Annotated in this window: 11 protein-coding genes and 3 pseudogenes; 1 reads left to right on the forward strand and 13 read right to left on the reverse strand. The window is 69.9% G+C overall.

Annotated elements, in window-relative coordinates; translation table 11 throughout:
• Window positions 1-131 precede the first annotated feature (131 nt).
• The 7 genes from AB0I53_RS05745 to AB0I53_RS05775 all read right to left on the reverse strand — a co-directional run bounded on the left by AB0I53_RS05745 (window position 132) and on the right by AB0I53_RS05775 (window position 6,444).
• The gene (locus AB0I53_RS05745; RefSeq protein WP_358597052.1) at window positions 132-935 is read right to left on the reverse strand and encodes a type III pantothenate kinase; all 804 of its coding nucleotides are present in this window, start codon (window positions 933-935) and stop codon (window positions 132-134) included.
• Window positions 936-1,029: 94 nt separating this feature from the next.
• Window positions 1,030-1,506 (reverse strand): aspartate 1-decarboxylase, encoded by a 477-nt coding sequence (gene panD, locus AB0I53_RS05750; RefSeq protein ID WP_358597055.1) that lies wholly within the window; start codon window positions 1,504-1,506, stop codon window positions 1,030-1,032.
• Between the two features lie 84 nt (window positions 1,507-1,590).
• Entirely contained in the window at window positions 1,591-2,481 is an 891-nt protein-coding gene (gene panC / locus AB0I53_RS05755) for a pantoate--beta-alanine ligase (RefSeq protein WP_358597058.1), read from the reverse strand.
• Window positions 2,482-2,504: 23 nt separating this feature from the next.
• On the reverse strand, window positions 2,505-3,404 hold the full coding sequence (locus AB0I53_RS05760; RefSeq protein ID WP_358597266.1) for a DUF2520 domain-containing protein: 900 nt from the start codon (window positions 3,402-3,404) through the stop codon (window positions 2,505-2,507).
• A gap of 188 nt (window positions 3,405-3,592) precedes the next feature.
• The gene (locus AB0I53_RS05765) at window positions 3,593-4,876 is read right to left on the reverse strand and encodes a PrsW family intramembrane metalloprotease (RefSeq protein WP_358597061.1); all 1,284 of its coding nucleotides are present in this window, start codon (window positions 4,874-4,876) and stop codon (window positions 3,593-3,595) included.
• A gap of 50 nt (window positions 4,877-4,926) precedes the next feature.
• On the reverse strand, window positions 4,927-5,805 hold the full coding sequence (locus AB0I53_RS05770) for a DUF6779 domain-containing protein (protein ID WP_358597064.1): 879 nt from the start codon (window positions 5,803-5,805) through the stop codon (window positions 4,927-4,929).
• A 153-nt stretch (window positions 5,806-5,958) separates the two neighbouring features.
• Window positions 5,959-6,444: a DUF3180 domain-containing protein gene (locus tag AB0I53_RS05775; protein WP_358597067.1), complete on the reverse strand. Its 486-nt coding sequence runs from the start codon at window positions 6,442-6,444 to the stop codon at window positions 5,959-5,961.
• Between the two features lie 91 nt (window positions 6,445-6,535).
• Between AB0I53_RS05775 and AB0I53_RS05780 the strand changes: the two genes are divergently transcribed.
• Window positions 6,536-7,483: a MerR family transcriptional regulator gene (locus AB0I53_RS05780; RefSeq protein WP_358597070.1), complete on the forward strand. Its 948-nt coding sequence runs from the start codon at window positions 6,536-6,538 to the stop codon at window positions 7,481-7,483.
• Between the two features lie 337 nt (window positions 7,484-7,820).
• Here AB0I53_RS05780 and folK read toward each other — a convergent pair whose 3' ends face one another.
• From folK to AB0I53_RS05810, 6 genes and pseudogenes are all read right to left on the reverse strand, one after another.
• The gene (folK, locus tag AB0I53_RS05785) at window positions 7,821-8,315 is read right to left on the reverse strand and encodes a 2-amino-4-hydroxy-6-hydroxymethyldihydropteridine diphosphokinase (protein WP_358597073.1); all 495 of its coding nucleotides are present in this window, start codon (window positions 8,313-8,315) and stop codon (window positions 7,821-7,823) included.
• A 127-nt stretch (window positions 8,316-8,442) separates the two neighbouring features.
• Window positions 8,443-8,832 carry a dihydroneopterin aldolase gene (gene folB, locus AB0I53_RS05790; RefSeq protein WP_358597076.1) on the reverse strand — a complete coding sequence of 130 codons (390 nt, stop codon included), beginning with the start codon at window positions 8,830-8,832 and terminating at the stop codon, window positions 8,443-8,445.
• Window positions 8,825-9,673: a dihydropteroate synthase gene (gene folP, locus AB0I53_RS05795; RefSeq protein ID WP_358597079.1), complete on the reverse strand. Its 849-nt coding sequence runs from the start codon at window positions 9,671-9,673 to the stop codon at window positions 8,825-8,827. The genes folB and folP overlap by 8 nt, the downstream gene beginning before the upstream one ends.
• Window positions 9,673-10,014, reverse strand: a pseudogene (folE, locus tag AB0I53_RS05800) (GTP cyclohydrolase I); the annotation flags it as partial. The pseudogene folE and the gene folP, both read right to left, overlap by 1 nt.
• A gap of 456 nt (window positions 10,015-10,470) precedes the next feature.
• Window positions 10,471-10,998 (reverse strand): annotated as a pseudogene (locus AB0I53_RS05805) (hypothetical protein); the annotation flags it as partial.
• Window positions 10,990-11,217, reverse strand: a pseudogene (locus AB0I53_RS05810) (GTP cyclohydrolase I); the annotation flags it as partial. The pseudogenes AB0I53_RS05810 and AB0I53_RS05805, both read right to left, overlap by 9 nt.
• Between the last annotated feature and the right edge of the window lie 112 nt (window positions 11,218-11,329).

Consider the following 11,329-nt stretch of genomic DNA (forward strand, 5'->3'; position numbering starts at 1 on the left):
GCGTTGCACGGCGGTGCGAGCAACCGAACCCCAGACGGCTTCTCACTGCGGATTCACACCCGTATTTCCGTTGTGCTCGTGAGTGGTTTGGATCGCTATAGCGGTCCGAAATGCTCACGAGTCCTGAGATATCAGCGGAAATTCCGGTCGAAGACGAGGCGGAGGCCCAGCAGCGTCAGGTCCGGGACGTGGTGGGTGATCGTCGTGGACTCGGTGACCACCAGCGGGGCCAGGCCGCCCGTGGCGAGGACCGTGGTGGGGCCGCCGTGGGTGGATTCCAGCTCGGCGACGATGCGGCGCACCAGCCCGTCCACCTGGCCCGCGAATCCGAAGAGAATGCCGGATTGCAGGCACTCCACGGTGTTCTTGCCGATCACCGAGCGCGGGCGGACCAGCTCGACCTTGCGCAGCTGCGCGGCCCGGGAGGCCAGCGCGTCCAGCGAGATCTCGATGCCCGGGGCGAACGCGCCGCCCAGGAACTCGCCCTTGGACGAGATCACGTCGATGTTCGTGGACGTGCCGAAGTCGACCACCACGCAGTTCGTCGCGTGCAGGTGGTGCGCCGCCAGGGTGTTGATCACCCGGTCCGCGCCGACCTCCTTCGGGTTGTCCACCAGCAGCGGCACCCCGGTGCGCACGCCCGGCTCGACGACCACGCGCGGCACGTCGCTCCAGTAGCGGCCCAGCATCACGCGGAGCTCGCGCAGCAGCGCGGGCACTGTGGACAGCGCCGCGATGCCGGTGATCTCGTCGGCGTAGTCGCCGAGCAGCCCGCGCATGGTCAGCGCCATCTCGTCGGCGGTCATCCGCGGCTCGGTGCGCATCCGCCAGTCCCGCACCAGCGTCGTGGCGACGTCGGCGTCCGCGACGCCCGGGCGGTCGGGGTAGAGGCCGAGCACGATGTTGGTGTTTCCGACGTCGATGGCGAGCAGCACCGTCGTTCGTCCCTTCGGGGAGATTCGTGCCAGGTCACGACTCGTGAGTGATCGTTTCCGGTGCTTACCGGAAACGATCGCTCACGACAGCTGCTCAGTGCTCCGGCTGCTGCAGGAGGGCGTCGAGCTTCGCGGCGTCGTCCGTCTCGGCCGTCGGATCGGCGAGCACCGCGCCGCTGGTGAGCCCGGAGCCCGCCGGGGCGCTGGCCGGGTCCTCGCCCCGCTCCACGATCCGGTTGTCCGCGTCGACGAAGATCACCTTCGGCCGCACCGAACGCGCCTCCATCTCGTCCATCACTCCGTAGGAGATCAGGATGACGAGGTCGCCGGGCTCGATCAGGTGCGCGGCCGCACCGTTGATGCCGAGCACCCCGGAGCCGCGCTCGCCGGTGATCACGTAGGTCTCCAGCCGCGCGCCGTTGGTGACGTCGACGATCGCGACCTGCTCGCCTTCCAGCAGATCCGCGGCCTCCATCAGGTCCGCGTCCACCGTCACCGAGCCGACGTAGTGCAGGTCGGCCTGGGTCACCGTCGCTCGGTGGATCTTGGACTTCAGCATGGTGCGGAACATCGCAGACCTCCTACTGCCGATACCGCGGCTTGCCGACGTATCTTGCGCGACGCCCGATCCGGTTCGACGGGCGCCTTCCCCGACTCACGGCTGCTCCGACACCCCGGGGCTGCCCAGCAGCACCAGCGCGTTGTCGATCAGCCTGGTCGAGCCGACCTTGGCCGCCACCAGCAGCCGCGCCTGGCCCTCGGCCGGGGCCGGGCCCAGCTCGGTGTCGCGCAGCTCCAGGTAGTCGACCGCCACCGACGGTTCGGTGGCCAGCACCGCACCGGCGGCCTTGAACACCGCGTCCGCCCCGGCCGCAGCGGCGTGCGCCCCGGCCGTCAGCGACGCCGAGAGCACCAGCGCCGCTTCGCGCTGCTCGGCGGTGAGGTAGGCGTTGCGGGAGGACAGCGCCAGGCCGTCCGCTTCCCGCACGGTTGGGATGCCCTGGATCCGGGCGTCCAGGTTCAGCTCCCGCGCCATCCGCCGGATCAGCACGAGCTGCTGGTAGTCCTTCTCGCCGAAGAACGCGAGGTCCGGGCGCACGATGTTGAGCAGCTTCAGCACCACGGTGAGCATCCCGTCGAAGTGCCCCTGCCGGGAGGCGCCCTCCAGCTGCTCGCCCAGCGGTCCGGAGTGGACGGTGATCTGCGGGTCGGTGCCGTACATCGTCTCGACCGACGGCGCGAAGACCAGCTCCACCCCGGCTTCCCGGCACGCCGCCAGGTCGTCCTCGAAGGTGCGCGGGTAGCGGTCGAAGTCCTCGTTCGGCCCGAACTGCAGCGGGTTCACGAAGATCGACACCACGGTGACGGCGTTGATGTCCCGGGCCCGCCGGATCAGCTCCAGGTGGCCGCGGTGCAGCGCGCCCATGGTCGGCACCAGGTAGATCTGGCGGCCGGTGGCCCGCAGGGCGCGGGTGACCCGGCCCAGCTGGGCGGGTTCGTTGTGCACGGTCAGCTCGCCCTGTGCGAAACCCGGGCTTTCACTCATGACGACTCCAGTGCTCGCACGGCTCATGACGGCTCCTCGTCCAACGCTTCGCGGACCGCCGCAGCCCCGTCCGCGCGCAGGATTCCGGCCTCCTCGGCGCGCTGCGCGGTTCGCTTCGCCAGCTCGCGGTAGCTGGGCACGATCTCGGGGTTCGCGTCGGACAGCGCCGCCAGGTGCGCGCGGACCGTGCCGGCGTCGCCGCGCATCACCGGGCCGGTGATGGCGCGGTCGCCGAGGCGCAGCGCGTTGTCCAGCGAGGCGGACAGGATCGGCGCCATGACCCGGTCCGGGACGTCGATGCCAGCGCCGCGCAGCAGCTCGGCGCACTCGTTGACCAGCGTGATCAGGTGGTTGGCGCCGTGCGAGAGCGCGGCGTGGTAGAGGCGGCGGGACTCCTCCGGAACCCGCACCGGCTCCATCCCGAGCTCCAGCGTGAGCGCCTCGGCGACGTGCCAGCCCGCCTCGTCCACAGTGGACGCAGTGACGGCCATGCAGGCGGCGGCGAGGCGTTCGACGTCCTCCGCGCGACCGGTGAATGTCATCGCCGGGTGCAGCGCCAGGGTCAGCACGCCGATGTCGGCAGCCGGAGCGAGGACGTCCACGCCGTGCGCGCCGCAGGTGTGCACCAGGATCTGCCCGCCGCGCAGCGAATCGGTGGCGACCAGGCCGCGGACCAGCCCGGCGATCGCGTCGTCCGGCACGGCCAGCAGCACCAGGTCGGCCTGCAGGGCGACCTCGTCGGGCGGCAGCACGGCGACCCCGGGGAGCAGCTCCTCGGCCCGGCGCAGCGAAGCCTCGGACACCGCGGAAACCGCGACCACCTGATGACCCGCGCGCCGCAGCGCCGCACCCAGCACGGCACCCACCCGACCGGCCGAAATGACTCCGACCCGCAGCCGGGGGCCCGTGCGACCAGCAGCAATCGCCACGTCGTCCTCCAATACCGTTCCAGTCCCAACCACCGGGTACCGGACAGCAGCGCGAGAGTAGCCCGCCGATCCCGCCGCCGTGCCCATCAGGTGGCGAGAACCACGCAATCCGGTTCCGGCCGCCGCCTCCAGGCCCGCGATCCCAATGGAAACCTAGCGTTCGAATTCCATTGAAATCGCGGTCAGTCCCGGGAGCGCTGGATCGGCGGCTTCGGCCGGTTCCCTGGGTACGGCGGGCGCTTGAGGTTGTGCTGGGTGAGCTCGGTGATCTTGATGCGCGCCGTCTGGATCGCCTGCTGGGTGCCCGCCGCCGACCGCCGGGCCTGCTTGAGGTCCTCGATCAGCTTCTCCCGGCGCGCCCGCCGCGCCGCGCTGGTGGTCCGGCCCTGCTCGGCCCGGTGCTGCAGGAACGCCAGCTCGGTGACCGCGATCTGGTAGTCCCGCACCGCCTTCGCCGCCTCGTTCCCGGCGCTGCGCCGCACCTTGCGCAGCCAGCCGCGGCGACCCGCGAGCGTCGCGAGCATCTCCATCTCGCTGCGCACGATCAGCCCGGCCCGCTCCAGCACCGGCAGCTGCTGGATGACGATCCGCTGCTCCCGCTTGCGCTGCCACACCACCAGCCAGAAGGTGCCCAGGAAGATCGGCACCATGATCAGGAAGTAGACGTTCAGGAACTCCGCGCCGCCGAACAGCGTGGACGCGTTCCACACCGCGTGCAGCAGCACCGCGCCGGCGAAACCGAGCACCAGGTACAGCACCCGCACCCGCTTCCGGTCGGTGCGCGAGGCCAATCCGACGCCGATGCCGAACATCGAGCTGAACAGCGGGTGCGAGAACGGCGCGAGCACGCCGCGCACGATGAACAAGGCCACGACACCGCCGCTGACACCGCCGAGCCCACCGGCGACGAACGCCTTGCCGAAGTACAGGATGTTCTCGGTGAAGGCGAAGCCCGCCGCGGTCAGCGCCGCGTACACGATGCCGTCGACGAGCCCGTTGAACTCCGACCGGCGGCGGAACCACAGCGCCACCACGAACAGCGCCTTCGCCGCCTCCTCCACCAGCGGCCCCATCACGGCCGTGGCGAAGAACCGGTCGCCTCCCTGGCCGAACAGGACGTTGCCGAGCCCCAACATCGCGTCGTTGAGCAGCAGCGAGCACGCGGTCGCCCCGCCGGCGCCCCACAGGAACGCGCCGAGCAGCAGCATCGGCGGCTCCGGCTCCCAGCGGTCGATCCAGATGATCGCGGCGAACACCACGCCCACCGGGAGCAGCGCGGCCACCGCTCCGACCAGAGCCGCCGCCGCGCCGACCTTCGAGGTGGTGACGCCGACCATCACCAACCCGCAGATTCCGAGCACGATCAGGCCGGCGACGGGCCATCCGACGGCGTGGTTCTTGCGGGTCTGGAGCCTGCGCGCGCCGGAAAGATCGGCGGGCTGCCTCCGAAGATCAGGACTCGACACGGACAAAACCCTAGAGAACGGCCCCGAGCCATGCCCGGATAGTCACCTTCTCAGGCGCGTCGGCGGCGCCGGCGCTGCGCGTCGGAGGGACCCCCGTACGCAGCGAGCAGGTCGTTCACCGAGGTTCCCTCGGCGTGCGCGCCCGCCGGGTCCGGCTCCGGCGGCGGCGGGGCGGCGGCGGCCGGTTCGGGCTTGGGTTTGGGCGGCGCCACCGGCTGCGGCCGCTCGTAGTGCGCCTTGTCGGGGCGCCGGGCCGCGGCCTGGCGGGCCGGATGCGCCTGCGTCGGCTGCGGTTTCGGCCGCTGGCGCGGCTTGTTGGGCCGCCGCTCCGGCTGCTCCCCGGCCAGCTTGGTGATCAGCTCGGTGTTGGGCTGGGCGCCGTTCGGCGGCGGCGGTGCAGCGGCGGGGAGCTCTCGTCCCGGCGGCGGCTGGATGAGCTGCCCCTCGACCTTGCCGCGTTCGGGCAGCGAGCGGACCCGGGTGGATTCGGCGCGCAGGGCGACCCGCTCGAACAGCAGGTCGCCACCCATCACCTGTTCCAGGCTCTCGCGCAGCCGGCGCAGCTCCGATTGCAGCGCCTTGATCTCGCCTTCGGACTCCTCGGTCGCCTGCCGCCGAGCTTCGGCCTCCGCCTCCAGCTCGAACTCGCGGCGGGCCGCGATCTCCCGCTCCAGCTCGAGTTCGTAGATCCGCTGCCGGTCCGCGGCGAGCTCCTCGCCCTGCACCACCCGATGCCGCAGCTTGGCGACCGCGAACGCGCCGATCAGCGCCGACCACAGCGCCGCGACCAGCCCGAGCCGCAGGAATCGGGCGTCATTGCTGACCACCAGCACCGCCGTGGCGGCAGCGGCGAGCACCAGCGCGCCGACCCACAGGGCCGTCGATCGCCCCTTGCCGGATTCGGTCTCGGTGCCGCCGCGTTCGGACATGCCCACCACGGTACCGGGCGGTTATCAGTTCGAGACCTCAAGGCGAGCGACCGAGCTCCACTTTGGTCGGTGTGGCGCAGCACATCGCCCGCCGAACGGCCGAACGAGTCGTGAGTGCGAAAGCCGGTGAGAACCGGTTTGCGCGCTCACGACTCATTCTTCGTCGTAGGGCTCTTCCGGCTCGTCGGGATTGCGCAAGCAGGTCTCCAGCCAGAGACCGGCGGCGATCAGCGCGCCGGCGCTGATCAACCCGACCACGGCGGAGGCGGTGTCGGTCCGGGCGGCCTCGACCCTGCTGTACATCGGCAGCAGGTAGGCGATCAGGCCGATCCACACGCCGGCCATGATCGCGCCGGCCAGCGACGACGCCTTGGCCAGCGCGACCGCGCGCGCGGCGGTCAGCCCGTCGACCGGTTCGGTGCCGGGCTTGCGCTTGACCCGCGGCCGCATGTTCAGCGCCAGCAGCATGTCGACGAGCGCGATCAGCAGCAGCGTCGCCCCGGCCAGCACCGGCAGCTGCGGCAGCTCGCCGTACAGCAGCCGGGTGACCAGGTAGACCAGGACTGCCGCTGCCAGGCCGCCCGCGATGAGGGTCCGGGGCTTGGTGAAGGTCAAGTGCTCTGCCTGTCGCGGTGCCACGGTTCCAGCATGGCACCTCGCGGCACCGGCACCATCCGCGGGCGAAAATCGTCTTGAGTCTCCCCCTACTGGAGGGCCCAAGGTGAATCACGTGGACGACACCGCGCTCTACACGATCGGCGAACTGGCCCGCCGCACCGGGCTGAGTGTGAAGACGATCCGGTTCTACTCCGACAGCGGCGTGGTGCCGCCCACCGACCGAACCGCAGCCGGTTACCGGCGCTACGACGTGACGGCCATCAGCCGGCTGGAACTGGTGCGCACGCTGCGCGAACTGGGCGCCGGGCTGGACGAGGTGCAGCGGGTGCTCGCCCGCGAGACCACGCTCTCGCACCTGGCCAGGACGCACCTGGAGCTGCTGGAGGAGCAGATGCGCCTGCTGCAGACCCGGCGGGCGGTGCTGCGGGCGGTCGTGAAGCTGAACCGTTCGACCGAGGAGGTACGGCTCATGCACAAACTGGCGCAGATGTCCGACGAGGAGCGCAACCGGCTGATCGACGAGTTCTGGGACGAGGTCAGCGCGGACCTCAACATGACGCCGGGATTCACCGAGTGGATGCGCTCGGTCAAGCCGAACCTGCCGGAGGACCCGACGGCGGAGCAGCTGGAGGCCTGGATCGAGCTGGCCGAACTGGTGCGGGACGCCGACTTCCGGGAAGCGGTCCGGGCGCTCTCCCAGGAGCACTCGGACCGCCGCGACGCCGGCGAGTCGATGGCGATGGCGAACCCGGAGGACTCGCGGAAGTGGTGGGCGATCACCGACGAAGCGCGGGTGTCGGTCGAGGCGGGGAAGTCGCCGGACAGCACCGAGGCGCAGGCGCTGGTCGAGCGAATGATGGCGATGGCGACCGCAGATTGGGAACGGCCCGACACCGCCGAGTTCCGCCACGAGCTGGCGGAGCACTACGCCAACGACACGGACGAGCGGATGTCGCGCTACTGGGAGCTTTTGGCGATCATCAACGAATGGCCGACGCATCCGGTGACGGCGGCGAGCACCCGTTGGCTGGCCGCGGCCATCCGCGCGTCGATCAAGTAGCCGGTCACCCGTGCGCATTTTCTGTCGCTATAGGGCCTGTTTCCAAACTCGTCCTGCATAGCGGTGCGGGTGGCGGCCCCCCTGCGGGAGTCACCGCGGCCTTCTCGCTGTGGGATCCCCGACATCATGAATGACCAATTCACCACGTCGGGGCTGTCCTCGCTGGAAGAACCCCGGAGGGGTGGGCACCGTGAACCCGCGGCGGTGCCGGTTGCGAGGGTGGGCTAAGCGGCTGCGCCGCTTCAAAGACAAAACGCCCGCGTTACCACACCCGCACGTCACCACATCCAAAACAGCCTCTACAGCACCAGAAAATGCGCGCGAGTACCGGGTGTCCTCAGTGGAGGATCAGATCGGTTCGGAGGTGGACGTCGGCGATCTCGTTGGCAGGCAGCGCTTCCAAGAGATCCGCGACGCGGCCGTGCCCGGGCAGCTCGGCGTCCGGATCGATCGCCAGCCACGGGATCAGCACGGTGGCCCGGCTCGGCGTGCCGGGGTGCGGCAGCAGCAGCTCCGGATCCTCGCTGCGGACACCGTCCACTGTGACCACATCGACGTCCAGAGTCCGCGGGCCCCAACGCTGTTCGCGGCGGCGTTCCGCCTCCTGCTCCAGCGCCTGGCCCCGGCGCAGCCAGCCCCACTCGTCTAGCTCCGGGGATTCCACGATGAGCACCGCGTTGAGGAAGTCCGGCTGGTCGGTGACTCCCCACGGCGCCGTCTCGTACACCGGAGACGCCGCGATCAGCACGTCCGACAGGCCGTCGACCGCGAGCCGGAGGTACGCCAACCGGTCGCCGAGGTTCGACCCCAGCGAAAGCACCGCCCTGCTCATCGCACCCTCCCGAGATCGCACGGCCCCGCAGGGAACGTCCGATTTTGCCTGAAATTGGGAACTTCCGTGCGCGCCCGCGCGATACCCCGGCGGCCGGGGTTCCCGATTTCGCCTGAAATCGGGCGTCTCACGCCGGGACGGCGTTGCCGCGTCCGCCTCGGCGGGATCGGCGGATCGTCACCGCCACGTCCGCGAAGGTCAGCGGGATCGGCGCGCTCGGCTTGTGGATCGTGACCTCGGCGGCGTGCGCCCGCTCGTCGGTCATGATGTCGTCCGCGATCTCGCCCGCCACGCTCTCGATCAGGTCCCGCGACGGCCCGGCGACGATCGCCGCCGCGCGCTCGGCCAGCTCGCCGTAGTGCAGCGTCTTCTGCAGGTCGTCGCTCGCGGCGGCCTCGCCCAGGTCGATCCACACCGTGATGTCGACGAAGAAGTCCTGGCCGTCGCGCTTCTCGTGGTCGAAGACGCCGTGGTTGCCACGAACTTTCAGGCCGGTCAACGTGATCCGGTCAGCCACCGAGTTCCCCTCCGCTGCGCCACGCCGCGGTCACCGCGACCGCGTCCAATGACTGCAGGACGTCGTGCACCCGCACGCCCCAGGCTCCGCGATCCGCCGCCAGCGCCGACACCACGGCCGTCGCCGTCTCCCGCCCGGCGGGCGGTCGCGGCTTGTCGTCGGCATCGGCGAGCAGCCGGCCGAGGAACCGCTTGCGCGAGGCCCCGACCAGCACCGGGAAGCCCAGTTCCACGAAGACGTCGAGCCGCTGCAGCAACTGCCAGTCGTGCGCCCCGGTCTTGGCGAATCCGAGCCCCGGGTCCAGCACGATCGCGTCCTCGGCCACGCCGGCGGTCAACGCCGCGTCGACCTGCTGCAGCAGCTCGTCGCGCACCTCCGCGACGACGTCCTGATAGACCGCGAGGCTGTTCATGTCCCTGCTGTGGCTGCGCCAGTGCATCAGCACCCACGGCAGCCCGGTGTCCGCGGCGACGTGCACCATGTCCGGGTCGGCCAGCCCGCCCGACACGTCGTTGATCATCGCCGCGCCGGCCTCCGCCGTCGCCGCCGCGACCTTGGCACGGGTGGTGTCCACGCTCACCGGAACGCCGGCCGCGACCAGCTCCCGCACCACCGGCAGCACGCGCTCGATCTCGGTGGCGGGGTCGACTCGCTGCGAACCGGGCCGCGTCGACTCGCCGCCGACGTCGATGATGTCCGCGCCCAGCCGGTGCATCTCGACGCCGTGCGCGACGGCCGCCGCGCGGTCCAGGTAGCGCCCGCCGTCGGAGAACGAATCCGGCGTCACGTTGAGCACGCCCATCACCGCGCAGCGCTGCGGATGTGGCAGCAGCGAATGCATCAGCGACCCCTGATCAGCGACAGCGCCTCGGACCGCGACGACGCCGAGCTGCGGAAGATTCCGCGCACGGCGGACGTCGTGGTCGTCGAGCCCGCCTTGCGGACGCCGCGCATGCCCATGCACAGGTGCTCGGCGTCTATCACCACGATCACGCCGCGCGGCTCCAGCCGGCGCACCAGGGCGTCGGCGACCTGCGAGGTGAGCCGCTCCTGCACCTGCGGGCGCTTGGCGTAGAGGTCGACCAGCCTGGCCAGCTTGGACAGCCCGGTGACCCGGCCCTGCTCGTTCGGGATGTAGCCGACGTGCGCATTGCCGTGGAAGGGCAAAAGATGATGCTCACAATTGTGGGTCAAATGTCCATTAATTAGAAATGTTGGATGCGGAGCGCATTTATAGCTATAAACTGTGTACGGTTTTGCGCCCGTTGCTTCCAGCGAACGAACCGATTCGACTTTAACCCACTGCGACTCGATAAGATCGGTGCGGTGCGATTCCTGCGCGAATCCGTGGCGAAGAATCCAGTCGTCCGAAACGTACAACCTCGAAGTCTGCGTCTGACTTGGAGTGAACCTCGCGGAGATCACCTGCGCGATGTCATCGAGGAACGGCACGTTGCGTCCCGTGATCACCCGGAAGCGACGACCACTCACTCGGCACCCGTCGCCGTCCACACAGCCGTCCAGGAAACCGCGGAACGTGATCTCGTTCGACATCACGACTCGCGGGAACCGCTGCCGCTGGTGGTGCGCGTCGCCCCCCACGTACTGGCGCACCAGGTCCGCCAGGTAGGAGGAAACGACTCGCACGCGGAAGCCTTCGACCTGGCGTTGCAGGTAACCGGACGGCCGCTCGATCTCCTCGATCGTGGCATCGATGCCGAATGCCTGGTCGAGCGCGTAGGCGAAGTTCTTCGCGAAGTCGCGATCATTCACGACCAACGACACGTACCGGTCGCCGACCGTGCCGTCCGAGCACAAGGCTCCCAGCACGTAGCCGAACTCGTAACCGATCCGCGGCTGCCAGCGCTGGCGGCACAGCTTCTTCGGCGGAGTCCACTCGATGTAGGTACCCGCCACATCCTTGGCTTCCTGCCATCCCTGCGGCGTTGCCAACGGATGGTCAGGCGTGACCTGGAATCGGCCCTTCTCCGTGACGACCTCGACGAGTTCGCGCTTTTGGTGCGAACTGACCTCGACAACCTCGGTCTGCTCGACCTTGCCATCGACGAGGGTCCAGAAACGATCTCCGATCCGGACATCCCGAGCGGGCTTCGCCCCATCAACCAGATTGACGGTCTGCTTGCTCGGCACGCACTGCGAGTACACCGGGATGTCGCGGACCAGGACGAGTTCCTCGTGCGCCTCGTCGAAGGTCTTGTCGAGGACCTCGTCGGGGTTCGTGTACAGCCCCGCGAACAGCTCGCGGTAGGCGCGGGCGACGCGGGCCGGGGTGTCCCGCAGGCCCTCGCGGTCCGGGTCTTCGCCTGCCGCGATCAGCAGTTCCCGGACGGCCGCTTCAGCGCGGGGCTGGTCGAACTGGGGAATGTGGAAAGAGCCGTCGGGACGGAAGTCGCCTTCCGCCCCGATCGGCTCGTCGACCGTGCTGGTCAATTGTCGTTCCTCCACCGGCTGAGGCGCCCGGAGGCGCCGAGTGCAC

This window comes from Saccharopolyspora sp. NPDC050389, assembly GCF_040655595.1.
GTDB lineage: Bacteria > Actinomycetota > Actinomycetes > Mycobacteriales > Pseudonocardiaceae > Saccharopolyspora.

Bases quoted from the DNA above. Each gene is read 5' to 3' on its own strand.
- panC (WP_358597058.1), bottom strand. From the start codon at position 2,481: ATGAGTGAAAGCCCGGGTTTCGCACAGGGCGAGCTGACCGTGCACAAC.
- folP (WP_358597079.1), bottom strand. From the start codon at position 9,673: ATGCATTCGCTGCTGCCACATCCGCAGCGCTGCGCGGTGATGGGCGTG.
- panD (WP_358597055.1), bottom strand. From the start codon at position 1,506: ATGTTCCGCACCATGCTGAAGTCCAAGATCCACCGAGCGACGGTGACC.
- AB0I53_RS05770 (WP_358597064.1), bottom strand. From the start codon at position 5,805: ATGTCCGAACGCGGCGGCACCGAGACCGAATCCGGCAAGGGGCGATCG.
- folK (WP_358597073.1), bottom strand. From the start codon at position 8,315: ATGAGCAGGGCGGTGCTTTCGCTGGGGTCGAACCTCGGCGACCGGTTG.